At 69.4% G+C, this 25,646-nt stretch carries 23 protein-coding genes; 10 read left to right on the top strand and 13 right to left on the bottom strand.

The genetic code is table 11. The annotated features are described in order from the left end of the window. Positions 1-5: 5 nt before the first annotated feature. The 4 genes from fliF to MKK84_RS02720 all read right to left on the bottom strand — a co-directional run bounded on the left by fliF (position 6) and on the right by MKK84_RS02720 (position 4,713). Positions 6-1,643 (bottom strand): flagellar basal-body MS-ring/collar protein FliF, encoded by a 1,638-nt coding sequence (fliF, locus tag MKK84_RS02735; RefSeq protein WP_243916500.1) that lies wholly within the window; start codon positions 1,641-1,643, stop codon positions 6-8. A gap of 322 nt (positions 1,644-1,965) precedes the next feature. After that, entirely contained in the window at positions 1,966-2,241 is a 276-nt protein-coding gene (locus MKK84_RS02730; protein WP_243916499.1) for a DUF1153 domain-containing protein, read from the bottom strand. A 91-nt stretch (positions 2,242-2,332) separates the two neighbouring features. Further along, positions 2,333-3,016, bottom strand: a complete 684-nt coding sequence (locus MKK84_RS02725; protein WP_243916498.1) for a flagellar hook assembly protein FlgD — start codon at positions 3,014-3,016, stop codon at positions 2,333-2,335. A 74-nt stretch (positions 3,017-3,090) separates the two neighbouring features. Continuing rightward, the gene (locus tag MKK84_RS02720; protein ID WP_243916497.1) at positions 3,091-4,713 is read right to left on the bottom strand and encodes a flagellar hook-length control protein FliK; all 1,623 of its coding nucleotides are present in this window, start codon (positions 4,711-4,713) and stop codon (positions 3,091-3,093) included. A gap of 249 nt (positions 4,714-4,962) precedes the next feature. Here MKK84_RS02720 and mnmA point away from each other — a divergent pair, with 249 nt between their 5' ends. The 4 genes from mnmA (at position 4,963) to MKK84_RS02700 (ending at position 9,416) form a co-directional block, all read left to right on the top strand. Then, positions 4,963-6,117, top strand: coding sequence for a tRNA 2-thiouridine(34) synthase MnmA (gene mnmA, locus MKK84_RS02715; protein WP_243916496.1), 1,155 nt, complete (start codon positions 4,963-4,965; stop codon positions 6,115-6,117). A gap of 25 nt (positions 6,118-6,142) precedes the next feature. Continuing rightward, positions 6,143-6,796: a class I SAM-dependent methyltransferase gene (locus tag MKK84_RS02710; RefSeq protein WP_243916495.1), complete on the top strand. Its 654-nt coding sequence runs from the start codon at positions 6,143-6,145 to the stop codon at positions 6,794-6,796. Then, positions 6,793-7,590, top strand: a complete 798-nt coding sequence (locus MKK84_RS02705; protein WP_243916494.1) for a TVP38/TMEM64 family protein — start codon at positions 6,793-6,795, stop codon at positions 7,588-7,590. Before MKK84_RS02710 ends, MKK84_RS02705 begins: the two co-directional genes overlap by 4 nt. 365 nt (positions 7,591-7,955) lie before the next feature. Then, positions 7,956-9,416 carry a sensor histidine kinase gene (locus tag MKK84_RS02700; RefSeq protein WP_243916493.1) on the top strand — a complete coding sequence of 487 codons (1,461 nt, stop codon included), beginning with the start codon at positions 7,956-7,958 and terminating at the stop codon, positions 9,414-9,416. A gap of 30 nt (positions 9,417-9,446) precedes the next feature. On the opposite strand, the gene bioB is transcribed toward MKK84_RS02700, so the two are convergent. Together bioB and MKK84_RS02690 are read right to left on the bottom strand one after the other, a co-directional pair. After that, positions 9,447-10,448, bottom strand: coding sequence for a biotin synthase BioB (gene bioB / locus MKK84_RS02695; protein WP_243916492.1), 1,002 nt, complete (start codon positions 10,446-10,448; stop codon positions 9,447-9,449). A gap of 44 nt (positions 10,449-10,492) precedes the next feature. After that, positions 10,493-11,377: a fumarylacetoacetate hydrolase family protein gene (locus MKK84_RS02690; protein WP_243916491.1), complete on the bottom strand. Its 885-nt coding sequence runs from the start codon at positions 11,375-11,377 to the stop codon at positions 10,493-10,495. 416 nt (positions 11,378-11,793) lie between these two features. Here MKK84_RS02690 and MKK84_RS02685 point away from each other — a divergent pair, with 416 nt between their 5' ends. Beyond that, entirely contained in the window at positions 11,794-13,107 is a 1,314-nt protein-coding gene (locus tag MKK84_RS02685; protein ID WP_243916551.1) for an OmpP1/FadL family transporter, read from the top strand. Between the two features lie 166 nt (positions 13,108-13,273). Here MKK84_RS02685 and MKK84_RS02680 read toward each other — a convergent pair whose 3' ends face one another. Further along, on the bottom strand, positions 13,274-15,115 hold the full coding sequence (locus tag MKK84_RS02680) for a PHA/PHB synthase family protein (protein WP_409566430.1): 1,842 nt from the start codon (positions 15,113-15,115) through the stop codon (positions 13,274-13,276). A 158-nt stretch (positions 15,116-15,273) separates the two neighbouring features. Here MKK84_RS02680 and MKK84_RS02675 point away from each other — a divergent pair, with 158 nt between their 5' ends. Both MKK84_RS02675 and MKK84_RS02670 read left to right on the top strand, forming a co-directional pair. Then, positions 15,274-15,672: a hypothetical protein gene (locus MKK84_RS02675; protein WP_409566429.1), complete on the top strand. Its 399-nt coding sequence runs from the start codon at positions 15,274-15,276 to the stop codon at positions 15,670-15,672. Between the two features lie 112 nt (positions 15,673-15,784). After that, entirely contained in the window at positions 15,785-17,002 is a 1,218-nt protein-coding gene (locus tag MKK84_RS02670; RefSeq protein ID WP_243916490.1) for an LL-diaminopimelate aminotransferase, read from the top strand. Between the two features lie 67 nt (positions 17,003-17,069). Here the strand turns inward: MKK84_RS02670 and MKK84_RS02665 are convergent, their stop codons facing one another. After that, the gene (locus MKK84_RS02665; protein ID WP_243916489.1) at positions 17,070-17,477 is read right to left on the bottom strand and encodes a hypothetical protein; all 408 of its coding nucleotides are present in this window, start codon (positions 17,475-17,477) and stop codon (positions 17,070-17,072) included. A gap of 418 nt (positions 17,478-17,895) precedes the next feature. Between MKK84_RS02665 and MKK84_RS02660 the strand changes: the two genes are divergently transcribed. Both MKK84_RS02660 and MKK84_RS02655 read left to right on the top strand, forming a co-directional pair. Next, complete coding sequence (locus MKK84_RS02660; protein WP_243916488.1) at positions 17,896-18,108, top strand: hypothetical protein; 213 nt, start codon at positions 17,896-17,898, stop codon at positions 18,106-18,108. Between the two features lie 111 nt (positions 18,109-18,219). After that, entirely contained in the window at positions 18,220-18,579 is a 360-nt protein-coding gene (locus tag MKK84_RS02655) for a hypothetical protein (RefSeq protein WP_243916487.1), read from the top strand. A 169-nt stretch (positions 18,580-18,748) separates the two neighbouring features. On the opposite strand, the gene MKK84_RS02650 is transcribed toward MKK84_RS02655, so the two are convergent. After that, positions 18,749-19,087 (bottom strand): DUF3140 domain-containing protein, encoded by a 339-nt coding sequence (locus tag MKK84_RS02650; protein ID WP_243916486.1) that lies wholly within the window; start codon positions 19,085-19,087, stop codon positions 18,749-18,751. Between the two features lie 188 nt (positions 19,088-19,275). Between MKK84_RS02650 and prfB the strand changes: the two genes are divergently transcribed. Then, positions 19,276-20,404 (top strand): peptide chain release factor 2 gene (prfB, locus tag MKK84_RS02645; protein WP_243916485.1). Its coding sequence is split into 2 segments (ribosomal slippage): positions 19,276-19,344 and positions 19,346-20,404, totalling 1,128 coding nucleotides; the frame shifts between segments, so codons are not numbered across the junction. Between the two features lie 89 nt (positions 20,405-20,493). Here prfB and ggt read toward each other — a convergent pair. From ggt to MKK84_RS02625, 4 genes are all read right to left on the bottom strand, one after another. Beyond that, a complete protein-coding gene (gene ggt, locus MKK84_RS02640) occupies positions 20,494-22,095 on the bottom strand; it encodes a gamma-glutamyltransferase (RefSeq protein WP_243916484.1) in 1,602 nt (533 codons plus the stop codon). Positions 22,096-22,256: 161 nt separating this feature from the next. Then, positions 22,257-23,174 carry an ABC transporter ATP-binding protein gene (locus tag MKK84_RS02635; RefSeq protein ID WP_243916483.1) on the bottom strand — a complete coding sequence of 306 codons (918 nt, stop codon included), beginning with the start codon at positions 23,172-23,174 and terminating at the stop codon, positions 22,257-22,259. Further along, complete coding sequence (locus MKK84_RS02630) at positions 23,171-24,187, bottom strand: ABC transporter ATP-binding protein (protein WP_243916482.1); 1,017 nt, start codon at positions 24,185-24,187, stop codon at positions 23,171-23,173. The genes MKK84_RS02635 and MKK84_RS02630 overlap by 4 nt, the downstream gene beginning before the upstream one ends. Continuing rightward, positions 24,184-25,098 (bottom strand): ABC transporter permease, encoded by a 915-nt coding sequence (locus MKK84_RS02625; RefSeq protein ID WP_243916481.1) that lies wholly within the window; start codon positions 25,096-25,098, stop codon positions 24,184-24,186. The genes MKK84_RS02630 and MKK84_RS02625 overlap by 4 nt, the downstream gene beginning before the upstream one ends. Positions 25,099-25,646 lie beyond the last annotated feature (548 nt).

Below are 25,646 nucleotides of genomic sequence, written 5' to 3'. Positions count from 1 at the left end.
CTACGCTACTCTTCCTGGATCCAGCCGCGCAGCACCTCGACGGTCTCGGCGGGGCTCGCCCGGACCATGTCGACCACGCGCTGGACGGTTTCGGCCTGGACCTGGCCGTTGATCTTGGCGAACTCCATCAGCCGGGCGGTGGGATTGTCCCGGTCGATCATCGTGATGCTTCCCCCCGCAGGGCCCGCGACCGCCGCGGCATCGGCCGCGATGCCCATGCCCCCCGGCGCGGCGAGCAACGGCGCGGCCGGCACCGGTGCCAGCACCTGGCGGAGCAGCGGGCGCACTACGGTAAGCAGGACGATCAGGGTCAGGAGCGCCAGCACGGTGAGTTCGGCCATGCGCAGCACATCCTCCTTGGTGGGGGCGAGCAGCGACTGGATCAGCGTCGGCTCGCTGAATTGCGGCAGGCTCGGCGCCTCGGCGAATCGGAGATTGACCACCTCGATCTGGTCGCCGCGGGCCTTGTCGAACCCGACCGCGCTGCGCACCAGGGCGGTGATCCGCTCGATCTCGGCGGGCGCGCGGGGGCTGTAGGTCTGCTTCCCGTCCGCCGTGGGCGCGTAGACGCCATCGACCACCACGGCCACCGACAGGCGCTTGATCCGGCCGCCCTCGGCGATCTCCGTCTTGGTCACCCGGGAGATCTCGTAATTCGTGGTCTCTTCGTTCTTGTTGGTTGCGTCCTTGGGGGCCGGCGCCTTGTCGGTGGCGTTGGCGCCGGGCAACTCGTTGCCGACGCTGACCTGCCCGTCGGCATTGCTGGTCTGCGAGGATTCGGTCCGCGTCTGGGCGGAGCGGACGACGCGGCTCTCTGGGTCGAAGGTCTCGGAGCGGCTCTCGGTCCGGTTGTGGTCGAGTTCGGCGTTGACCTGTACCCGGGCCCGGCCCGGCCCAACGATGCCGGCGACCACGTCCTCGATCTGGCCGCGCAGGCGCCGCTCCAGGCCGACCTGCCGGTCCTCGTAACCGCCGGCGACGTCGGCCTCGGCATCCCGGGCCCCGTCCGCCAGCAGACGGCCGCGCTCGTCGACGATCGAGACCCGCTCGGGCTTCAGCCCCTCCACCGCGGAGGCGACGAGATGGCGGATCGCCCGGACCTGTCCGGCATCGAGGTCGCCCATCAGCTTCAGCACGATGGCGGCGCTCGGGTTCTCCCGGTCGCGCTCGAACAGGCGCCGCTCCGGCAGGACGAGGTGGACGCGCGCCGCCTGGACCCGGCCGATCGCCCGGATCGAGCGCGCGAGTTCACCCTCCAGGGCGCGCAGGTGGTTCACGTTCTGCACGAAGTTGGTGGACGAGAACGCGTCGCCCTTGTCGAAGATCTCGTAGCCGACGCCGGCCTGGGTCGGCAGGCCCTTGCCGGCGAGGTCCATGCGCAGCTTGGCGAGGTCGCCCCGGGGCGCCAGGATCGTCTGGCCGGCCTCGCCCCGCGTCTCGTAGCGGATGCCGCGGCTATCGAGGTCGCGGACGACGGACGCCGAATCCTGCATGGACAGGTCGGAGAACAGCACGCCCATGTCGGGGCGCGAGACCCGCAGGATGATGAAGGCGAAGAAGCCGATGAGCGTCAGCGTCACCGCCGCCATGGCGGCGATGCGGGCCGGTCCGAGCTTCGTGACGAGATCGAGGACCGGCTTCACGGGCGGCTTCGCTGCACTCTGAACGCGAGGCGGGCCCTGGCGGCTCGCCCGGCAGAATTTGCCCAGGTCGTGGTTAGCGGGGCGTTAATGCCCGGCCCTGCAGTTGCACGCAGCGGGTGGCTAGAGCCGTTCCCGGTCGCGTTGCGACCGTGCGCTGCTCTCAGCCTTTGTTGAGGCGCGCCCTCTTGCGCCGAGCCGGTGTCCACGTCGTCGGAGAGTTCGCTAAATGCCACGAAGCCGCGCCCGGGGTCGGGACGCGGCTTCGCGAGACTTCGGGACCGGTCGGTTCGGGCGAACTGGCCCATCCCTGAAGACGCCCGGATCAGTGCCGGTAATGCTGGATCCGCGTGGTCCGCAGACCGGCGAGCCCGTGCTGGTCGATGGAGAACTGCCAGCTCAGGAATTCCTCGGTGGTCAGGGTATAGCGCTTGCAGGCCTCCTCAAGGCTCAGGAGGCCGCCGCGCACCGCGGCCACCACCTCGGCCTTGCGCCGGATCACCCAACGGCGGGTGCTCGGGGGCGGGAGGTCCGCGATGGTCAAAGGACTGCCGTCTGGCCCGATCACGTACTTGACTCTCGGGCGGCTAAGTTCGGTCATGATACGCTCTACACTCGACTGACCTGTCGAGGCTTCAAGGTACTTGCGCCCGCTTAAGAGATGTTGAAGCGCGTCGCTCGAATGTGATTCGTTAAGCGCCACTTGTGGACAACCCGATCGTCTGCACACTCGACAGCGGAACTTTCTGCGAGCCGATCAGCAGAACCGGCGAAGACCCGCTCAGATCGACTTCGTCCACCGTCCCCGACAGGCTGGTATCGACCGCGACGGTGGATCCGGTGGCGTCCGTGGCCGAGACCTTGATCGAATAGGTGCCATCGGGTGCGGTCAGACCGGCCGAGGTTTTGCCGTTCCACGTGTAGGCTTGGCTTCCGGCGGCGAGCGACGTCGCCTGCGTCGCCACGACGTTGCTCTTGGAGTCGAGGATCGTGATCACCGCCTTCGAGGCGGCGCGGGCCGGGGTCAGCGTCCAGGCGGCCGAGCCGCCCGAGAGCTGCGAGGATGCCCCGCTCGCCGTTATGGTCTTGCCGATGTAGCTCGTCGCCGTGGCTGAGCTCGCTGATTGCGAGGCGGTGAGGATGTTGTCGAGGCGGTCGTTGGTCTTGAGCTGCTGCTCGACGCCGGCGAACTGCACGAGCTGCTGCGTGAACTGATTGGTATCCATCGGGTCGAGGGGGTTCTGGTTCTTGAGCTGCGTGGTGAGCAGCGTCAGGAACTGCGTGAAGTTGCTGGCGATCTCGGTCGCGTTTCCGCTCTTCGACGCCGCGCTGGTCGCCGATGCCGTGCTGGCGAGGCCCGATATGCCGCTGGTCATGCTGGTCTCTCCCGTGCCGCGCCCAAGCGCGGGCGCACGATGATTGCGTGGCGTTCGGCGAGGGGCCGCCGCGCCTAGATCCTGATGTCGAGACCGCCGTAGCCGCGCAGCCATCGCGTCGGGGCGATCTCCTGCGGCGCCTCGGCCTGATCCCGGGTCCAGCCGGCGGACCCGCCCTGGGGGGAGCCGCCCTGTTGGTTATTGCCGCCGCCGGTCTGCGCGCTGCCGTCGCCGCGCAGGGACAGGTTCAAGCCGCCGGCCGATGGATCGAGGCCGGCCTGCGTCAGGGCCTGTTGCAGCTGGTTCGCATCGCGCTGGAGCATCGCCAGGGTCTCCGGCCGATCGACCACAAGGTGCGTCGTGACCGTTCCGCGGGCCTTGTCGATCTCAAGCTTGACGTCGACCCGCCCGAGTTCAATCGGATCGAGCCGGATCTGGAAGGCGTTCGATCCATTCAGCGAGCGCAGGCCGATGGTCATCGGGACCTGCCCGATCGGGATCGCCGGATCGGGCTGGGCGGGCGCAGTCGGCTGAACGGGTACGGCCTGCGCGGCGGACCCGACGGATGCCGTCGGTGCCGCCGGTAAGCCGTTTGGATTGGCCAAGCCCGCCGCCTGCGGCGCAGGGGCGGCCGCACCGGAAGCGGCGGACTGACCAGCAGCCTGTCCGGCATCGGCCAGCGCGGCGAGGAAGTCGGCGCCGGGGCTGGTCGCGGGCGTCGTCGGATCGCCCGTGCCGGTCTGAACGGTCGCGACCGGGTTGGCGCCGGGATTGACCGGCTCGGATCGCGCCGCGCCCGCGGTCGCAGCCTTCGTGCCGACACCCGGCCCGGCAATCCCCGTGACCGTCGCATCAGGCGCAGCGTCGACCGTGCCCGTCCGGGAGGGGGTCGGCGCTGGTAAGGCAGTTGCCGATAGGGTCACTCCGGCGCCGGCCGGGGGCGTGGCTGTAATGCTATCGGCGCCGGCCGTTTCCGGCGCCGGAGCCTTCCCTTTGGTCGTAGCGATGTTGGTGGTCGCGCCGCCCGACATCGCAGCGAGCAGGCTCAGCAGCGTGGCGGTGGGATCGGGCGGCGCAGCTTGCGCCGGGGCATCGACCTGGCTCGGCTGTGCCTGGGGTTCGGCCGGGGTGAGGGTATCGGCGTCGGTGACCGGCGTGTCGGCCACCGGATCCTGCGCTGGCGTGCCGGCCGCCGCGACCTTCGGCGGGGCCGGTGCGTCCTGCTCGGCAAGCTCTGACGGTGCGCGCGGCGCCGCCGAAACGGATGGCTCCGGGTGCGGATCGGGCGCGGCAGCGGGATCCTCGGCGCGTGGGGCGGCTGCCGGTGCGGGCGTACCGGGCGTCACCGCGGTCGCGGCTTTCCTCGGCGGTGCGGCAGCAGAACGCGTCTCCGCAGCCCGGGCCTCGGCCTGCGTGGCTGCGTCTCGGTTCCGCTCCGAAACCGTCCGGGAGGCGTCGGTTTCCGCGCGCTGCGTCGCCTGCCGCGTCCGCGTCGCGTCGGCGGCGTCGCGCTGGCCGGCCGTACGGGCCTGCGTGACTGCGGCGTCGTCCCGGATTCGCGCGGCGTCGAGGGCCGCGCCGAACCGATCCTGCGTGGACGTGCCGGACCGCGCGGCGATACCCGCCGCTTCCCAGCTCGTCCGCGTGGATGGGTTCCACGCGGTGACATCCAACCGATCCGTCGCACCGCTCGCCATTCCGGGCTCCTCTTGAGGGCGATGCCGCAAGGGGCGCGCCAACGTTGATCCGCGCTAAAGCACTGATAAGGCGAAGATTTTCTAGAAACTGGTGCGCGACACCAAGGTCGAAGCTGCCGCCTGCCCGGCAGGATCTGCCGAGCGGCCGCACCCAAGCGGGCCGTTCGCGCTGGAAAGCCGGGCGGAGTCCCGCTATAGACGCCCCGTGCAGCCGGGAAGCTTCCGGGCCGGCGGCTGCGGATCCTCGTGATGAACGCCCTCGATCTCCCCAAAGCCCCCCACGAGACGCGCGTCGTCGTCGCCATGTCGGGCGGCGTCGATTCCTCCGTGGTCGCCGGGCTCCTGAAGCGCCAGGGCTTCGACGTGGTCGGCGTCACGCTTCAGCTCTACGATCATGGCGCGGCGAGCCATCGCAAGGGCGCGTGCTGCGCCGGGCAGGATATCCACGACGCGCGGGCGGCCGCCGAGCATCTCGGCATTCCGCATTACGTGCTCGACTACGAGGATCGGTTCCGCGACGCGGTGATCGAGAAATTCGCCGAAAGCTACCTCGCGGGCGAGACGCCGATCCCCTGTGTCGAGTGCAATCGCACGGTGAAGTTCCGCGATCTCCTGGGCCTCGCCCGGGATTTGAACGCGGACGCGCTGGCCACCGGCCATTACGTGGCGAGCCGGGCGCTGGCGGGCGGTGGCCGGGCGCTGCACCGCGCCCTCGATCCCGCTCGGGACCAGAGTTATTTCCTGTACGCGACCACCGCCGAGCAGCTCGACTTCCTGCGCTTCCCGCTGGGCGAGATGGAGAAGACCGCGACCCGGGCCCTGGCGAAGGACCTCGGCCTGTCTCTGGCCGAGAAGCCCGACAGCCAGGATATCTGCTTCGTGCCGCAGGGCCGCTACAGCGACGTGATCGCCCGCCTGCGCCCCGACGCGGCGCGGCCCGGCGAGATCGTCGACCTCGCAGGCCACGTCCTCGGCCGCCACGAGGGCATCGTGCACTATACGGTCGGCCAGCGCCGTGGCCTCGGCCTTTCAGGGGCCGAGCCGCTCTATGTGGTGCGGCTGGAGCCGGATACCGCCCGGGTGGTCGTCGGGCCCCGGACTGCGCTTGCCACCACCCGCATCCGCCTCTCGGAGCTGAACTGGCTCGGCGAGGGGCCGGCCGAAGCCGTGCGCGACCTCCCTGTGGCGGTGCGCGTGCGCTCGACCCGGCCGCCGCGCCCGGCGACCCTCACGGTCGGGCCGGACGGCACCGCCGAGGTAGTGCTGAGCGAGCCCGAGGACGGTGTGTCGCCGGGCCAGGCCTGCGCGATCTACGCGGATGACGGTCCCCGCGCCCGGGTGCTCGGTGGCGGCACCATCCGGCGTGTCGACGCGTTGTCGGCCCGGCCCCGCGAGGCTGCCTGATCTCAATCTCTGGAATATCCGAACGATGCTGAGCGAGCCGCAGACGGCCGGGCCGAGCACGGCCCTGATGCGCAAGGCCTACGCGCGCTGGGCCCCCGTCTACGACGTGGTCTACGACAAGCTCACCGAGCCCGCCGCACGCGCCGCCGTGGAGGCCGCCGCCGAGCATGGCCCGCGGATCCTGGAGGCCGGCGTCGGCACCGGGCTGGCGCTCGGCTACTATCCGAAGGCGAGCTTCGTCTGCGGCGTCGACCTCTCGGAGGACATGCTCAAGCGCGCCCGCGCGAAGGTCCAGCGCCGGAATCTGGCCCACGTGAAGGGGCTGCAGGTGATGGATGTCTGCCACCTGGGCTACGCCGATGCGAGCTTCGACGCCGTGGTGGCGCAGTTCCTGATCACCCTGGTGCCCGACCCAGAGGCGGCGATGTCGGAGTTCCTGCGCGTGGTGCGGCCCGGCGGCGGCATCGTGCTGGCCAACCATTTCGGCCAGAGCGACGGCCCCTTGGCCCGGGTCGAGGAGATCGTGGCGCCGCTCTGCACCAAGATCGGCTGGTCCTCAGACTTCAAGGCGACGCGGATCGAGGCCTGGGCCCGGCGCAACGGCGTCGAGGTGCTAGGCCTGAAGCCGACCTTCCCGGGCGGGTTCTTCAAGATCCTGCGGATGCGCAAGCCCGGGTGAGCGAGGTCCTGCCCGTCGCCGGGGCCCCCCGCGAGGGCCGCTGGAAGCGCGTCCGGCGCTGGCTGCCGCTCGTGCTGCTGATCGGCATCTCGACCATCGTCCTCGTCTCGGGCGCGGCGCAGCTCCTGAGCCTCGACCGTCTGCTCGACTCCCGGGCGTGGCTGCGGGGCTATGTCGAGGCCGATTATGGCCGCGCGCTGGTCTCGGCCTACTGCCTCTATGTCGGGGCCGTGGTGGTGTCGGTGCCGGCCACGCTGATCCTCACCATGATCTGCGGCTTCCTGTTCGGGATCGTGCCCGGGGCGCTGACCGCGCTCTGCGCCGCCACCACGGGGGCGGCAATCGTGTTCACCATCGGCCGCGGCCCCGGCGCCGACCTGCTCCGCCGGATGGGCGGGACCCGCCTCGCGGGCCTTGCCGAGGGTTTTCGCCGTGATGCCTTCGGTTACATCGCGGTCCTGCGGTTGCTGCCGCTGTTCCCGTTCTGGGTGACCAACCTCGCACCGGCCGCCTTCGGGGTTAAGATGCGGGTCTTCGTGCTGGCGACCTTCCTGGGTCTGCTGCCGGGCGTCTTCGTCTACGCCACCACGGGGGCGGGGATCGAGGATGTCGTCGCCGCCCATGAGGCTGCCCGGACAGCCTGCCTGGCCACCGCCGCAACCGACTGTGACCGGTCCCTGACCCTGCGGGACCTCGTGACGCCCAAGATGGTGGCGGGGCTCGTGATGCTGGCCGCCTTCGCCCTGGTCAGCATGACCCTGAGCCGGCGCGCCCGGCACCGCTCTCGGGCGTGATCCGCCGACGCGGAGCCCGCTTCGACGCGAGAGCCTGCGTCAAAACAACGACTTGCCGCTATTCCCAAGTGCAGGGCGCGCTGAAACGGCACTTGGGGTGTCGGTTCACATGTTCGGATCCGCCGGATCGCAATGCGAGCGCGTGACCGCGCCAGGACACACGGATGGCTCCCGACCGCGAATCCGGTGGCGATGGCAGATGCAACCGCTCGCGGGCCATTACATTATAGTGCTCACGGCCTAGAGGCTGTATCGCCTGCAAAACCGTGGCTTGTGAACATGTCCCCCGCGAAGGCCGGAACCGGCTCGAGCAACCACCGCCGTCTCGATCCGCCTCCGCGACGCCCGCGCGGAGCGTGACCGATATGGCGCTCGAGTCCGACACCGCGGTCGCGACGGCTGCCGTGCCAGTCCCGGCCCAGATCCGCGACGGGTCCGACCGGCGCAGGCTGCGCCTGGGCCTGTCCGGCCGGCTGTTCCTCGTCACCGTGGCGTTCGTAGTGGTGGCGGAGGTGCTGACCTACGTGCCGGCCGTGGCCAATTACCGGATCGAGTGGATGTCCGACCGGCTGGCGGCCGCGCAGGTCGCCGCCCTGGTCCTCGACGGCCGGACGGGCGAGCCGGTCTCGGAGGCGCTGGAGAGTCGGCTGCTTGCCGGCGTCAACGCCCGCGCCATCGCGGTCCGCGGCGGCGGCACCCAGCGCCTGCTCGCCATCGAGGCGGTGCCGGAACGCGTCGCCGATACGGTCGACCTGCGCGACGTCACGGCTTTCTCGGCGATCCGCGGGGCGTGGCGGACCCTGGTGGCCCCGACGCAGGAGCCGATCCGCGTAGTCGGGGAGGGGGGGATCGGCTTCGATCGGGTCGAGATCCTGCTCGACGAGGCGCCGCTCCGCTCGGCCATGGTCGATTACGCCCTGCGGCTGCTGGTCTCCTCGCTGATTATCGCGGCGTCGGCGGCGGGGCTGGTCTTCGTGGTGCTGCAGGTCCTGATCGTGCGCCCGGTGCGGCGGCTGGTCACCAGCATCACCGCCTTCGCGGACGATCCGGAGGATGCAGGCCGGATCATCGCGCCGTCCCGCCGCAGCGACGAGATTGGACAGGCCGAGCTGGCACTCGGGCAGATGCAGCGCAGCCTCGCCGATCAGCTCCGCCAGAAGCGGCGGCTGGCCGAGCTGGGCCTCGCCGTCAGCAAGATCAGCCACGAGTTGCGCAATCTCCTGACCGGGGCGCAATTGCTCGGTGATCGCCTGGAAGGCACCGCCGATCCCACGGTCCAGCGCGTCGCGCCGCGCCTCGTTGGCACGCTCGCCCGCGCGATCCGCTTCTGCGAGGCGACGCTCGCCTATGGCCGGGTGAGCGAGCGGGCGCCGCGCCTCGTCAGGACACCGCTGGCGCCGATCTTCGCGGAACTCCCGGATCTCGCCGCGCTCTCGGCACATCCCGTGGCGGTGGCGGTGGCGGTGGCGGCGGGCGGCCTGTCCGTCCAGGCCGATCCGGAGCAGCTGGGGCGGGCGTTGGCCAACCTTGTCCGCAACGCCGTACAGGCCCTCGACGGCGCCAAGGTCGCCGACGCCACGGTGCGGGTCACGGCCGCCCGCGAGGAACCGGGGCGGATCACCATTCTGGTCGCCGATAACGGACCCGGCCTCCCGGCGCGCGCCCGGGAAAACCTGTTCGCGCCCTTTGCGGGCTCGACGCGGTCCGGTGGAACGGGGCTCGGCCTGCCGATCGCCGCCGAGCTGATCGGGATCATGGGCGGCACGCTGACCCTCGACACCTGCGAGGGCGGGGCGCGGTTCCGGATCGTGCTGGCCGAGGGCTGAAGCCCCTACTCCGTCCCTCGGGACGGAGCCTTATTCCGCAGCCGCCAGGACCGGCTCGGCGACGCGAATGCCGAGATCGGCCAGCAGCGCAGCATCCGCGTCCGCCTCAGCGTTGGCAGTCGTGAGCAGCCGCTCGCCGTAGAAAATCGAGTTGGCGCCCGCCAGGAAGCAGAGAGCCTGGGCTTCGCGGCTGAGCGCCCGCCGGCCGGCGCTGAGCCGGACCCGGGCCCGGGGCATCACGATGCGGGCGGTCGCGCACATGCGCACCATGTCGAACGGGTCGATCGCCTCGGCTGTGTCGCCCAGGGGCGTGCCGGCAACCGCCGCCAGCGCGTTGATCGGCACGCTCTCCGGATGGGGTGCGTGGTTGGCCAGCACGTGCAGCATCGCCACGCGGTCGCTCGATCCCTCGCCCAGGCCGATGATGCCGCCGCAGCAGACGCCGATCCCCGCTTCGCGTACCCGATCCAGCGTGTTCAGCCGGTCTTCGTAGGTCCGGGTGGAGACGATCTTGTCGTAATAGTCCGGCCCGGTATCGAGGTTGTGGTTGTAGGCCGTCAGCCCGGCCTCAGCGAGGCGCTCGGCCTGGCTCGCAGTCAGCATGCCGAGCGTGACGCAGGCCTCCATGCCGAGGCCACGCACGCCGCGCACCATGGCCAGCACCGCATCGAAATCCGGCCCGTCCTTGGGGCTGCGCCACGCCGCGCCCATGCAGAACCGGGTCGCGCCGGACGCCTTGGCGGCGGCGGCCTCGGCCAGCACGGTCTCCACCGGCATCAGGCGCTGGCGCGGCAGCCCGGTCTCCTTGTGGTGGGCCGATTGCGAGCAGTAGCCGCAATCCTCCGGGCAGCCGCCGGTCTTGATCGACAGCAGGCTCGCGCGCTGGACATCGGCCGGGTCGTTGTACGCCCGATGCACGGTGGCGGCCCGATGCACGAGATCGAGCAGCGGCAGGTCGTGGATCGCCTGGATCTGCGCCACGGTCCAATCGTGGCGGATGTCCTGCGGGTGCGGGGTGGTGACTTGGCTCATGGTGCCTTTGAGTGGGATCGGCGCAAAAAAATCAAGCACCCGGCTCAGTCGGTCGGCTCGCCGGCCGAGACCTTGGCGGTCCAGTCGTCGAAGGCGATCACGGTCTGGCGCTGATCGCCGAGCCGCTCGATCCGCAGCACCATCTCGTCGCCGGCCTTCAGGTAGCGCGGCGGCTTCATGCCGAGGCCGACGCCCGGCGGCGTGCCGGTGGTGATGACGTCGCCGGGCTCCAGCAGCATGAAGTGCGACGTGTAGGCGACGAGCTGGGGCACGTCGAAGATCATGGTCGCGGTCGAGCCGGTCTGCCGGCGCTCGCCGTTCACGTCGAGGCTCATGGCGAGGTTCTTGAGGTCCGGGATCTCGTCCAGCGTCACCAGCCAGGGGCCCAGCGGCCCGAAAGTCGGCGCGCTCTTGCCCTTGGTCCAGGTCGGGCCGCGGTTCATCTGCCAGTCGCGCTCGGAGACGTCGTTGCAGATGCAGGCGCCCGCCACGTAGTTCAGCGCCTCGTTGGCGTGGACGTAGCTGGCACGCCGGCCGATCACCACGGCGAGTTCCACCTCCCAATCGGTGCAGGACGAGCCCTTGGGCAGGATCACCGCGTCGTTCGGGCCGCACAGGCTCGACGGCGCCTTGTTGAAGATGATCGGCTCGGCGGGGATCGGCGATCCGGTCTCGGCGGCGTGGTCGGCGAAGTTCAGGCCGATCGCCACCACGTTGCGGGTGCCGCCCACGCAGGGGCCGAGCCGCACGTCCGGCGGCAGCTTCGGCAGCGTCTCGGGATCCAACGCCCGCAGCCGCGCGAGCGATTCGGGGGACAGCGCCGGTCCGGCGATGTCGCGGACGACGCTCGAGAGGTCGCGCAGGCCCCCGCTCGCGTCCACGAGGCCGGGCTTCTCGTCGCCGCTCGGACCGTGCCGGAAGAGCTTCATCGCCGCGCTCCTGAATTCCTACCCTGGAACCGGTCTCCGCCGGTCGCCGGGACCATGGCCGGGCGCCGGTCCAGGCGCAAGCGCGAACGCTGCGGACCGGTGTCCGCGCACGTGTTGCCGCCGAGCAACGCACCGGCGGAAAAGTGCATATCTACCCGTTTGTTGATCTATTGTTCCTGCGTGCGCGTGTGCGACGGAACTCAGGATAGGATCGCTTAAAAACAGTCGTTCCCAAAACAACTGCAGCATCCTCGAGCATACTCTAGGTCTCTCGGCATGCTTCGTCTTTGCGCAGGAATGACCGATTGTCGTTGCGGTTTTGCCCTCGGAATTGGCACCATGAGCGAAGCGGTGCCGCATAACGAGTCACGAACACTCGACGGTGCCCAACAGGGTCGAAGGGCTTGGGGGACGAGATGGGCGGGACGGTGCGCGCGGCGATGCTCGCGGCGACAGCGATGGTCCTCGGCGCCGGGGCGGCGCATGCGGGCGCGTTCGGGATCCGGGAGCAGAGTACCCAGGCGCAGGGGCTCGCCTGGGCCGGCGCCGCGGCGGGTTCGGGCGGCGTCTCCTCGATCTTCTGGAATCCCGCGACGATCACGATGAACCCGGGCTTCGTCGCGGAGCAGAACTTCACCTATATCGGACTGTCCTCCACGATCCGGCCGGATGTCGGCACCAATCCGGGATTCGCCCGCCTCGGCGGATCCGGCGATATCGGCCAGGGCGCGGTCGTGCCGGCGGGGGCGACCTCCTACCAGCTCAACGACCGCCTCTGGCTCGGCCTCTCGACCGGGGCGCCGTTCGGCCTCGTGACCAAGCCGCGGCAGGTCTGGGCCGGTGAGGTCTACGGACGCTCGTCGCGGATCTTCTCGCTCGCCTTCAACCCGGTGATCGGCTTCAAGGTCAACGAGTGGCTGTCCGTCGCCGCCGGTCCGAACATCGAATATTTTCGCCTGACCCTGCGGCAGGCGCTGCCGATCCCCGGCATCCAGCCGACCGTCTATCCGAGCTCCTTCCTCAAGGGTGAGTCCTGGGGTGCGGGCTTCACCGCGGGCGCCACGATCACGCCGCGCGACGGGACCGTGCTGGGCATCGGCTACCGCTCCTCGGTGCACCACGATATCGACGGCTCGATCGGCGTGCCGCTGGTCGCCCTGGCCCGAGCAGCCGGTCAGGTCCGCGCCAAGCTCAACACCCCCGATAAGCTGAGCGTCGGCCTGACCCAGGCGATCTCGCCGGTGGCACGGGTCAACCTCGGCTTCGAATGGGACAACTGGTCGAGGCTCGGCAATATCGGCATCGTCTCGAAGTCGCTCGGCCTTCCGGTCACTTCGCTGCCGCTGAACTACAAGGACGGCTACACCTACTCGATCGGTGCCGAGTACGACGCCGCGCCGAATCTGACCCTGCGCACCGGCTTCGCCTACGAGACCTCGCCGATCGACTTCTCCAACCGCTCGGTGCGCCTGCCCGATGGCGACCGCTACAACGTCTCGGTCGGTGCCAGCTATCGGTGGAACGAGAAGCTGACCCTCAACGCCGCCTACTCGCACTTCTTCCTCGACCGGTCGCGGATCCTGGCCGGCATCGGGCGCGACTACAATGTCGGCAACATCGCCTTCGCGGGCGTGGTCGATTCGAGCGCCGACATCGTCTCGGTGGGCTTCCGCTACGTGTTCGGCGCCCCGCCGGCGCCGGCCCCCGCGCCGCTGGTGCGGAAGTACTGAGGCACCCGCTCAGCGGTTTCGCTGCGCTCGTCCCTGCGAGCGCAGCGCTGCCATTCCATCCGACGGAACGCTTGCGGATCTTACGCTGGTCTGGGTCCCAGTGCCTCGCCCGGAACGACAAGAGGAGGCTCCGGCCGATCCTGATCTGCTTTCCAGACCCGTTGCCTCAGGCGCGCATCCGCACATAAGTCCCCGGGGCCGGCCCCAGCGATTGCAGCGCGTCGCCGCCCGGCTTGCGGGCCGGGACCCGCTCGGGGGCCTGGGCCTCGATCCACTGGAACCAGTAGGGCCACCACGAGCCCTTGGTTTCCACCGCGGCTTCGATCCAGGATTCCAGCGTCCCCTTCACCGGTCCGCCGGTCCAGTAGCCGTATTTTGGCTTTGCCGGGTGGTTGACCACCCCCGCGATGTGGCCGGAGCCCGCGAGCACGAAATCGACCTTGCCGCCGAACACCTTCGAGCCCTCGAACACCGAGAGCGCCGGTGCGATGTGGTCCTCGCGCGTGGCGAGGTTGAAGATCGGGATCTGCACCTTCTTGAGGTCCAGCCGGACGTTGCCCAGCACCATCCGGCCCTGCGCCAGCGTGTTGTTCAGATAGCAGTTGCGCAGGTAGAATGAATGGTTCGCCGCCGGCATCCGGGTCGCGTCGGAGTTCCAGTACAGCAGATCGAAGGCCGTGGGCGCCTTGCCCTTGATGTAGTTGTTGACGATGTAGGGCCAGATCAGGTCGTTCGGCCGGAGCATGTTGAAGGCGTTCGCCATCTGGGCGCCCTCCAGGTAGCCCTGCTGCTCCATGCGGGCCTCGATCTGGCGGATCTGGTCCTCGTCGGCAAAAACCTTCAGGTCACCTGCATGCGTGAAGTCGACCTGGGTGGTCAGCAGCGTCGCGCTCTTGATCCGCCGGTTGCCGGTGGCCGCCTGCATGGCGAGCGTCACGGAGAGCAGCGTGCCGCCGACGCAATAGCCGGCAGCCGTCACCTCGCTCTCGCCGGTGGCGACCCCGATCGCGTCGATCGCCGCCTCGATCCCCTCCCGCATGTAGGATTCGAAGTCCTTGTCGGCGTGGCGCGCATCCGGGTTCACCCACGAGATGCAGAACACCGTCAGTCCCTGGTCGACCATCCACTTGAAGAAGCTCTTCTGGGGATTGAGATCGAGGATGTAGAACTTGTTGATCCACGGCGGCACCATCAAAAATGGGCGCCGCAGGACGGTCTCGGTGGTGGGGGTGTACTGGATCAGCTCGATCAGGTCGTTGCGGAACACCACCTCACCGGGGGTGACCGCCACGTTCTTGCCGACCTCGAAGCCGCTGGGATCGGTCTGGCGCACGCGCAATTGCCCGCCGCCGGCCTCAAGATCCTCCTCGTACATCTTCAGGCCGCGGACGAGATTGGCGCCATTCTCCTGCAGGGTGTGGCGGATCAATTCCGGGTTGGTCGGCAGGAAGTTCGAGGGCGAGAGCATGCTGGTGAACTGGCGCAGGTAAAACTGCGCCTTGTGACGCGTATGCGCGTCCAGCCCGTCGGCCTCCTCGACCAGCCCTTCGGCCCAGCGGGTGCCGATCAGGTAGGCCTGCTTGAGGAAGTCGAAATACGGGTTGGTGGACCAATCGGCGTGCGCGAAACGCGCGTCCCGCGGCTCGGGGAGCGCCACGGGATCGGCCGGCTGGCCCTGAAGGCGCAGGTAGGTCGAGCCCCAGAGATTCAAGAAGGCCTGGGACAGGCGGGCCTGGGCCTCGGCGCTCTTGTTCGGGTCGGTGAGCCAAGCCTCGGCCACCTGCTGGAGGACCTTGGCGGCCTCGTTCATGTCCCCGCCGGGGGCGCCGGCCTGGGCGTCGGGTTGAAGCAGACGGCCGACATTGCGGCCCATCGCCTCCATGAACTGTCCGGCGTTGCGCGACAGCGCCTCGAAGTCCGGCAAGGCCGGGCTGACGCCAGCCGGCATCGCGCCGCTGGTCGGCGGTTTCGGAGGGGCGGTCCGGTCCGGCGCCTGAGGGCTGGTCAAACGTGCCTCCCTGTGGGTTTATCCGTCGACCCGCGCAGGGGCCGCGTTTCCGACAAAATAAAGAGCGAGCCAGAGTTTTCGCCAGTGCGCTCACGAACGCGATCGAAACATCCGGCCGATCTTCTCATGCCCGCGCGTCTTCTCATGGACATGTGACTATGGATCGACCCTCTTTGAACCCCGGATCGTGCCTCGGTGATCCCGGCCGGCACCCGGCATTCATCCGGGCGGCGCTTTTCGCACTCCTCGCCGGATCGCTGGCCGCCTGCTCGGGCGACGTCGTGCGCTCGCTCGCCTCCGATGCGGGCTACGGGCCACGGGTCGTGGCGGCGCCGGACTTCGTGGCCGAAACCCGCAGCAAGACCGCGCCGGACTACATGCCTGTCGGCGTCGACGCGCCGAAGCGCCCGATCCGGGCGAAATCCGCGACCGGCCAGAAGGAATTGGAAGCCGAGCTGGAGAGCGCGCGCGGTCGCAACGTGGCGCGCGGCCGTGCCGCCGCGAGCGCCGGCCAGGGCGCGGCGGCCACGATCAAGCCGGCGCCCCCGCCTCCGTAAAAGCCACGGTTTTGTGGGTCGGCGGCGGCCCGTAAGTCTGCTACAGTCTTTGGTTCGCGCGACCGGCACAAATGAGAGACGCCAGCTCCGGGGCGCGCCGATGGACAGGCCCATGACCGACTTTCACCGCATCAAGCGATTGCCGCCTTACGTCTTCGAGCAGGTCAACCGGATCAAGGCCGCCGCCCGCGCGCAAGGCGCCGACATCATCGATCTCGGCATGGGCAACCCCGATCTCGACGCTCCGAAGCACGTCATCGCCAAGCTGTGCGAGACCGCCGGGCGCCCGCGCACCGACCGCTATTCCGCCTCCAAGGGCATTGCCGGGCTCCGCAAGGCCCAGGCCGGCTACTATCAGCGCCGCTTCGGCGTGACCCTGAACCCCGACACGCAGGTCGTGGCGACGCTCGGCTCCAAGGAAGGCTTCGCCAACATGGCCCAGGCGATCACCGCCCCGGGCGATGTCGTGCTGGTGCCCAACCCGAGCTACCCGATCCACGCCTTCGGCTTCCTGATGGCGGGCGGCGTGATCCGCTCCGTGCCGGCTGAGCCGACCCCGGCGATGTTCCCGCTGCTGGAGCGGGCCATGCGCCACTCCATCCCGAAGCCGGTCGCCCTGGTGGTGTGCTACCCGTCAAACCCCACCGCCTACGTGGCGGACCTCGATTTCTACACGGACCTCGTGGCCTTCGCGAAGCGGCACGAGCTGATCCTGCTGTCGGACCTCGCCTACGCGGAGGTCTATTTCGACGGCAATCCGCCGCCCTCCGTCCTGCAGGTGCCGGGCGCGATCGATTGCACGGTGGAGTTCACCTCGCTGTCGAAGACCTACTCGATGGCCGGCTGGCGCATGGGCTTCGCGGTCGGCAACGAGCGCCTGCTCTCGGCGCTGACCCGGGTGAAGTCCTACCTCGATTACGGCGCCTTCACGCCGATCCAGGTCGCCGCGACCGCAGCCCTCAACGGGCCGGACGATTGCATCAACGAGATGCGCAGCATCTACCGGAAGCGCCGCGACGCGCTGGTGGAGTCCTTCGGCAAGGCTGGCTGGACGATTCCCTCGCCGGCGGCCTCGATGTTCGCCTGGGTGCCGATCCCCGAGCGCTACCGGGAGATGGGCAGCCTCGAATTCTCGAAGCTGCTGCTGGAGAAATCCGATGTGGCGGTGGCACCCGGCATCGGCTTCGGCGAATTCGGCGACGAGTACGTGCGCATCGCGCTTGTCGAGAACGAGCAGCGCATCCGCCAGGCCGCCCGCAACGTGCGTCGGTTCTTCGACGGCACCGACAAGACCCTGCACAACGTCGTGCCGATGGTGCGGGCCGGATAAGGCCGACCCGACGCGAACCGGCCGGCGTCACGCCCTCCGCGGTGCGACGCTCGGGTCCGGCGGTGACCTAAGCCGCGCTGCCGGAGGCCCGAAGTTCCGCCGTACGCCTGTTCGCAGGGTGCGGCGCCAGCGTCTGGGCCGACCGGACCCTGCGGGCGAGGTCGTGAATCGACGCCCCGGCCTGTGCGAAGCCGCCGGCCGTGCCGGGCTGCGCCGCCGATGCGGTCGTCCGCGCGGTTAGGATGCCGGCCCGGTTCGTGATCGAGTCGAGCAGGGCGCGCCTGCTCGCCGGGTCCGAAGGCCGCGCCGTCGCCGCATCACGCCGGGCCGCCCACATCACGGCCAAGCCATCCGCAAAAACCTGGGCCGCAACCGCGATCTCACCCTCGAAGCCTGTGGGGGGAACGCTTTTGGCACGGCCGACGGCCGAAGACTTGAGCCCATCAGCCATCAACGATGCGAGGGACGATCTCATGGCTTTTGTTCCAGGCTGGTTTGCATCAGGACACGAGCAGATCCTAGATCTGGATGGTTAAGAAAGCGCAAAGCGCTGATTTTAGTCCTGATTTATGCCATTTTATTCTTAGAGATCCCACCAAAAGATCATGGAATCTATTTCCATCTCGCCTATCGAAGCGAGTCTCGTTTTAATCTGTTCTTCGATGTCGTGAAACTGTGTTGTCGAACCCGACCCTGCCATGGCCCCTGCCTCATGAAACGGAACGCAGACGCGGCTTGATGCCCGCATTCCGTTCTCCGGGTGCGCCCGCCCTGATTGTTGCCGCGGCGCGACAGGCTCCGCCAAAGGTGCTGCTGTCCCGCTCCGGCGCTTGTCAGGGCGGATTGCGATGGCCAGGGTCAGGGGAGGGGTCCCCCCGCGTCCCGAGAGAAGCATGCGCCGCCTGAACCTGATCGCCGCCCTGCTGCTCGCCGCCGCGGCCTCGGCCTGTGCGCCGAACCCGATCATCGCCCGCGACCCGATCCCGGCGCCGGGCCCGACGGATGTCTACGCCTGTGATTCGAAGCCGTTGCCGCTCAACGCCTTCATCTCGGATTGCAAGCCGGTTCCGGCGAGCCCGCAAGTGGTCCTGCGCGCCCGGGGCTGATCCGCCCGACCATTCGCTAACCGGTCGGGCCGGAAGAGCGGGACAATTCGGCCGCGATCAGCTAGACTGTTCGGGAGTTGCCGGCCCAGCCGGCCTGTGACGGAGCATCGCGTGAGCACCAAGACCCTGATCGCCGCCGGACTCCTCGCTCTCGTGGCGGGGCAGGGCGCCTCGGCCTCCGACGCCGCCTACGCGCCAGGGTCGTATCGCGGGCCATCCTACGTGTTCACGGCGCCGAACGGACCGACGGTCTTGGACACCGAGGGCTGCTGCACGGTGGTCGTGCCGCCGGGCCGCCCCGATCTCGCCCAGCCCGCGATCCCCGTGGCCGAGGTGATGAACGGCGGCGGCTTCGGCTACACCGGGTTCGACTACTACAACGACCAGATCACCGAGGGCCGGTTCGGGGCGCGCAAGCGGCCGAAGGAATACGTGATCGCCCCGTCCTACGTCGTCCCCCCGCGCTACTGAGCCGGTTATCCGGGTTTCCCAAGGGCGAGCCCTTGGGCGGGTTTTCAGGGCAGAGCCCTGAAGTCCTTTCCAAGGCTCCGCCCTGGACCCGCGAAAGGTCTCGACCTTTCGAAACCGGAACTCGGCCTTTGATGCATCGGACGACCGTGCGCTCAGGTCGAACGGGCTCTCAATCCTTGTGCGGATCGTGGCCCCAGTTCATCAGCGAGAGCCGCCAGGGCGAGTCGGGGTCCTTCCGGGCCGCGCCACCCTGCTTGAGATGGCGGTGGACGTAGCCCACGACCTTGCGCATGGCGGCGTAGTCGTCGTCGGTCAGGTCGGCCTTTTTCGTGTCCTTGATCGCCAGGATGCGCCGGCCCATCTCGTGGCCGGTCGATTCATCGCCGTCCTTCTTCTGGCCGACCTCCTGGCTGGCCTCGCTGTCGAGGTGTTTCTTCAGCGCCGCAGGCGTCATGTTGACCGCTTCGTTGAAGTCCTTCCAGGTCTCGGCGTGGTCGGCCTCTGCCATCGATCCGGTCCTTCGTTTGCCCCGTCAGGTGTCGATACCAACGCGTCCGGGGCCGGTGGGGTCGCTCCCCTCCCTGCGGTCGGCCGCCGCACGGAGCGCTCATACGGCGGCGCTGTGGCGTTTACAGTCCGGCCCCCGGCGGGTATCACCCCGGCCCGACCAGCCTCACACGTTTTCCGAAGAACCAGATGCGCGCCGAGATCGAGCAAGCCTCGGATGCCGCCAAGCAGTCTATAGGGCTGCTGAGGAGGCATCTTTGACTGGGATACAGTCGATAAACGCCTCGCGGAGCTGAACGCAGCTTCCGAGAACCCCGACCTCTGGAACGATGCCGAGGCCGCCCAGAACGTCATGCGCGAGCGCCAGCAGCTCGACGAGGCAGTCACGGCGATCAAGAAGCTCGAGCGCGATCTCGAGGACGGCGCCACGCTGATCGAACTCGGCGAGATGGAGGGTGACGAATCCTCGATCCGCGAGGGCGAGGCTGCGATCCTGGCCGTCGAGAAGGAGGCCGCGAGCCGGCAGGTCGAGACCCTGCTGTCCGGCGAGGCCGACGGCTTCGACACCTATCTCGAAGTGCATGCCGGGGCCGGCGGCACCGAGAGCCAGGACTGGGCCAACATGCTCCAGCGCATGTACGCCCGCTGGGCCGAGCGCCGGAAGTACAAGGTCGAAATCGTCGAGATGACCGACGGCGAAGAGGCCGGGATCAAGGGCGCCACGCTCCTGATCAAGGGCCACAACGCCTATGGCTGGCTCAAGACCGAGTCCGGCGTGCACCGACTGGTGCGGATCTCGCCCTACGATTCCAGCGCCCGGCGGCACACGAGCTTCGCCAGCGTCTGGGTCTACCCGGTGATCGACGACCGGATCGAAATCGAGATCAAGGAATCCGACTGCCGGATCGACACCTACCGGTCGTCCGGCGCCGGCGGCCAGCACGTCAACACCACCGACTCGGCGGTGCGCATCACCCACAATCCCACCGGGATCGTGGTGGCGTGCCAGCAGGAGCGCTCGCAGCACAAGAACCGGGCGACCGCCTGGAACATGCTGCGCGCCCGGATGTACGAGGCCGAGCTGAAGAAGCGCGAGGAGAAGGCCAATGCCGAGGCCGCCTCCAAGACCGATATCGGCTGGGGCCACCAGATCCGGTCCTACGTGCTGCAGCCGTATCAGCTGGTGAAGGATCTGCGCACGGGCACGCAGTCCACGGATCCGGACGAGGTGCTCGACGGCGACATCGACCCGTTCATGGAAGCCTCGCTCGCCCAGCGGGTCTTTGGCGGTATGGAGGCGGTCGAGGATATCGATTGATCAGGGCGCGGACAGCTCCGCAGGATCTCCCTCCCCCCTCCGCGGGGGAGAGAGGACGTCGCGCTTGAGGCGGCGCCCACGAACCGCCTTCAATACCCCAGCGCCGCCCCGTCCTTGCGCGGGTCCGATCCCGCCGCCAGCGTGCCGGCCTTGCGGTCGATCCAGATGACCTGACCGCCGCCGAGCGGCAGCGGCGCCCGGATCGCCGGATGGCCGCGCTGCTTCAGCCCCGCCATCACGGCGTCGGAGATCCCGCCCTCAATCTCCAAGGTCCCGCCATAGGCGAAGCTGCGGGGCGCATCGAGGGCCTTCTGCACGTCGAGGCCGCGATCGAGGAGGCCGGAGAGCAGCTCGACATGGCCCATGGCCTGGTAATGGCCACCCATGACGCCGAACGGCGCGACCGCCTGCCCGTCCTTCATCAGCATGCCGGGGATGATCGTGTGCATCGGCCGCTTGCCCGGCCCGACGCTGTTCGGGTGGCCGCCCTCGGTGCGGAACGACAGGCCGCGGTTGTGCAGCAGCACGCCGCTCTCGGGTGCCAGGATCCCGGATCCGAACCCCTGGAAGATCGAGTTGATCAGCGACAGCGCGTTGCCGTCCCGGTCGACGATGCAGAGATAGACCGTGTCCTTGTGGGCGCGGCCCTCGGCCATCTCGCGGGCGATCTCGGGATAGATCTTGGGCTCTTGGGCCCGGCCCATGTCGATCGCCCCGTGGGCGGCGGCCTTCCAGGCGTCGGAGAGCAGGTGCTCGACCGGCACGTTGGCGAGGGCGGCGTCTCCGAACAGCACGTCGCGATGATGGTAGCCCTGCTTGCATACCTCGGCGAACAGATGCAGCCGGTCGAGCTCCGACAGCGCGCCGACATCATAGTGGGACAGCACGTTGAGCATCATCAGCGCGGCCAAGCCCTGGCCGGCGGGCGGACACTCGTAGACGTCGTAGCCACGGTAGCGGGTCGAGACCGGCACCACCACGTCGGGCCGGGCGGCGGCGAAGTCGTCCAGGGTGTGCAGGCCGCCGAGGGCGTCAAGCCGGCTCACCATGTCCTCGGCCACGGGCCCGGTATAGAAGGCGCGCGCGCCGTCCCCAGCGATGCGACGGAGCGTGGCTGCGAGCTTCGGCAGGCGCAGGACGCTGCCGATCGCCGGCACCTGTCCGCCGGGCAGGTAGGTCGCGGCAGCGTGCGGATCGGTCGCCACGCGCTCGGCGCCCCGGTGCCAGTCCCAGCCGACCCGTTGCTGGATGACGAACCCGTCCTCGGCGTAGCGGATCGCCGGCTGGAGCAACTCGCCGAGGGAGCGGGTGCCGTGCTCGCGCACCAGAAGATCCCAGGCCGCGACGGCGCCCGGTACCGTCACGGCGTGCGGCGAGGTCGGCGTGATCGTGACGCCGTGCTCGGCGTACCAGTCGGGCGTCGCGGCGGCGGGCGCCCGGCCCGAGCCGTCGAGGGCAATCGGCTTCGTGGCGCCCGCGGGGGCATACAGCGCAAAACAGTCGCCGCCGATGCCGGTCATCAGCGGATCGACCACGCATTGCACGGCGACCGCCGCGATGCCGGCATCGACGGCGTTGCCGCCCGCGCGCAGCACCTCGATGGCGGCGAGCGTCGAGAGCGGGTGCGAGGTCGCGACGGCGGCGTTGGCGGCGTAGACCGGGGAGCGGCCGGGGGCGGAGAAGTCTCTCACGGGATGTCCTGTCGTTTCCGAGTCGTCCAACGTTTCCCCTCCCCCTTGCGGGGAGGGGTTAGGGGTGGGGGTGGTTCAGGATCGAGCAGTGCGGTTCCTTCTGCACCACCCCCACCTCCGGCTCCTCCCCGCAAGGGGGAGGAGAGACGCGTGAGCCATAGTTACCCGGCGCCCGGTAGCGCCACCCAGTGCCCCGGTGCCACCTCGGTGAGCGGTCCATCCGGCGGCTGGTCGTGGCCCCCGAGGTCTCGCGCGGCGAGGCGGGCGCGCTCCTCGGCCGGGTGCGGCACCGGAACTGCGGCGAGCAGGCGGCGCGTGTAGGGATGGCGCGGATCCGCGTAGAGCGCGTCGGCCTCGGCCAGCTCGACGATCCGCCCGCGCCAGAGCACCGCCACCCGGTGGCAGAGGTAGCGTACCATCCGCAGGTCGTGGGAGATGAACAGGTAGGACAGGCCCATCTCGTCCTGTAGATCCTGCAGCAGGTTCACCACCTGCGCCTGGATCGAGACGTCGAGCGCTGCGATCGGCTCGTCGGCGACGATGAAGCTGGGTTTGAGGGCGATCGCGCGGGCGATGCAGATCCGCTGGCGCTGGCCGCCCGAGAATTGGTGCGGGTAGCGGCCCATGAAGCGGGGATCGAGCCCGACCCGTTGGAACAGGGCCGCCACCGCTTCCCGCCGCTCGGGGCCTCGCATGTCGCGCCGATGCAGCTTGAACGCCTCCGCGACGTAGTCCCCGGCGCTCATCCGTGGGTTGAGGGCCGCGTAGGGGTCTTGAAACACCGTCTGGATCCGGGCGCGCATCTTGCGCATGGCGCTCGCTGAGAGCTTGGCGAGGTCGGTGCCCTCGAACGCGATGGTGCCCGAGGTCGGCGGGTTGAGCATCGTCACGGCCCGGCCGATGGTCGACTTGCCGGAGCCGGATTCGCCGACGAGGCCCAGGGTCTCTCCGGGGCGGATGTCGAAGCTCACGCCCTCGACGGCACGAAACACGGATTCCTTGCCACCCCACCACGAGCGCAGGGGATAGTGCTTGGACAGGTCGCGCACCGAGACGATCGGATAATTCTGCCCGCTCATCGCGTGGCCTCCTGCGCCAGCAGGTTCGGCAAATCGTACCAAGCGGCGACGAGGTGGCCGGGGGCGGCGCCTGGCGCCTGAGCCAGGGGCGGCATCTCCGCCCGGCAGCGCGGGGTCGCGAAGGCGTTGCGCGGCGCGAACGGATCACCCGGCGGCGGGTGGCGCATGTCCGGCGGCGCGCCCTCGATCTGGTGGAGGCGGCGGCGCCCGGCGCGGCCGGCGCTCAGGTCCGGCAGAGAGCGCAGCAGCCCCAGCGTGTAGGCGTTGCGGGGATCGGCGAAAATGTCGTCCACCGGGCCGCGCTCGAGGATCCGACCGGCATACATCACCTGCACGGTGTCGCTGATGCCCGCTACCACGCCGAGATCGTGGGTGATCCAGATGATCGCCATGCCGAGTTCGCGCTTCAATTCCTGCACCAGCGCGACGATCTCGGCCTGGACGGTGACGTCCAGCGCGGTGGTCGCCTCGTCGGCGATCAGCAGCTTCGGCCGGCAGCTGAGGCCGATGGCGATCATCACCCGCTGGCGTTGGCCGCCCGAGAATTCGTGCGGGTACTGGTCGAGGCGCGCCGCCGCGTTCGGGATGCGCACGAGGTCGAGCAGCTCCTTGGCCCGGGCGCGGGCCGCGCGGGCGTCGAGGCCGAGATGGATCCGCAGGGGCTCGACGATCTGCGCCGAGACGGTCATGCCCGGGTTCAGCGAACTCATCGGATCCTGGAACACGAAGCCGATCGCGCCGCCGCGGATCTTCCGGAGTTCGCGCTCCTTCAGGGCGAGCAGGTCCCGGCCCTCGAACAGCACCTGCCCGCCGGTGATGCGGCCCGGCGGGCGCGGGATCAGGCCGAGCATGGCCAGCACATGCACGCTCTTGCCGGAGCCGGACTCGCCGACGATCCCCAGCGTCTCGCCCTCGTGTAGGGTGTAGGACACGCCGTTGACCGCGTGGACCGCGCCGCCATCGGTGTCGAAGGCGACCGCGAGGTCGCGGACATCCAGGAGGGGCTTGGTCATGTCCGCTGCCTCGGGTCGAGGGCGTCCCGCAGGCCGTCGCCGAACAGGTTGAAGGCGAGCACGGCCAGGAAGATGGACAGGCCGGGCCAGATCGCCATCCAGGGCGCTTGGTCCATGAAGTTCTTGGCGGTGTTGAGCATCGCGCCCCAGGACGGCTCGGGCGGCTGCTGGCCTAGGCCGAGGAACGACAGGCTCGCTTCCGCGATGATCGCGGCCGCGATGGTGAGCGTCGCCTGGACGAGGATCGCCGGGACGATGTTGGGCAGGATGTGGACCCGGGCGATCCGCCAGGGCGGGTTGCCCATGGCGCGCGCCGCCTCGACGAACTCCTCGGCCGCCACGGCGCGCACCTGCGCCCGGGTCAGCCGGATGAAGGTCGAGGTCGCCGAGAGGCCGATCGCGATCATCGCGTTGACGAGGCTCGGGCCGAGGAAAGCGGCCAGTGCGATCGCCAGGATCAGGAACGGGATCGCCAGGAGCGCGTCGGTGAGCCGTGAGATCACGCCGTCGATCCAGCCGCCCGCGTAGCCGGCGAGCAATCCGAGCGGCAGGCCGAGGGATACGGCCAGCGCCACCGAGACGAGGCCGGCGCCCAGCGAGGCGCGGGCGCCGAAGATGATCCGCGAAAGCACGTCGCGTCCGACCTCGTCGCCGCCGAACGGGTGCGCAAAGCTTGGGTGCCCGCGGACGTTGGCCCAGTCGGTAGCGGTTGGGTCGTAGGGGGCGATCCCGGGGGCGAAGACCGCCATCAGGATCAGCAGGCCGACGATGACGAGCCCCGCGACAGCGCTCCGGCGGGCGCGCAGGCGGCGCCAGAACGCCGTGAGGGTCCCGGGTTCCTGGATGAGGGCGGGGGCTCCGATGGGCGCGGCGAGGCCGGTCACCTCGGCGATGGGGGTGCCGGTGCTCATCGGGGGCTCGCGCAGGTGGCAGCGACGACACTGACACGCGCTCTCCCTCCCCCCTCTGCGGGGGAGGGTGGCCGCCGCAGCCAGTCGGGCGAGGGGAGCGCCCGTGCGGTACGAGGTCCAGTGCTACGAGAAGGTTGCGCCGCATTCGGACACCGCGCTGCACTCTGCCGCCGCCTGCTGACCCACGCCCCACCCTCCGCCGCAGAAGGGGCTGGAGAGGCGTCGCGCTCACACATACCCCACATCCCCGACTCAGCTTCCGGGTCACGTCAGCCGCGACTTCGGGACGTGGTAGCGCCTGCGTCTGTGGGGCTCCGCCGCGTGGATCGCGCCTTCCGACTCCGCCGCCACGTTCCCGTAGCACTTAACTCTGTGCCGCAGCCTCGCATCACTCTCATGTCTCCGCTCGGCGGCCCCCCTCCCCCGCAGAGGGGGGAGGGAGAGCGCGTGTCAGTGTCGTCGCTGCCACCTGCGCGAGCCCCCGATGAGCACCGGCACCCCCATCGCCGAGGTGACCGGCCTCGCCGCGCCCATCGGAGCCCCCGCCC

The organism is Methylobacterium sp. E-065, assembly GCF_022829605.1.
Classification (GTDB): domain Bacteria; phylum Pseudomonadota; class Alphaproteobacteria; order Rhizobiales; family Beijerinckiaceae; genus Methylobacterium.
This window is presented reverse-complemented; position numbering and strand designations above follow the sequence as displayed.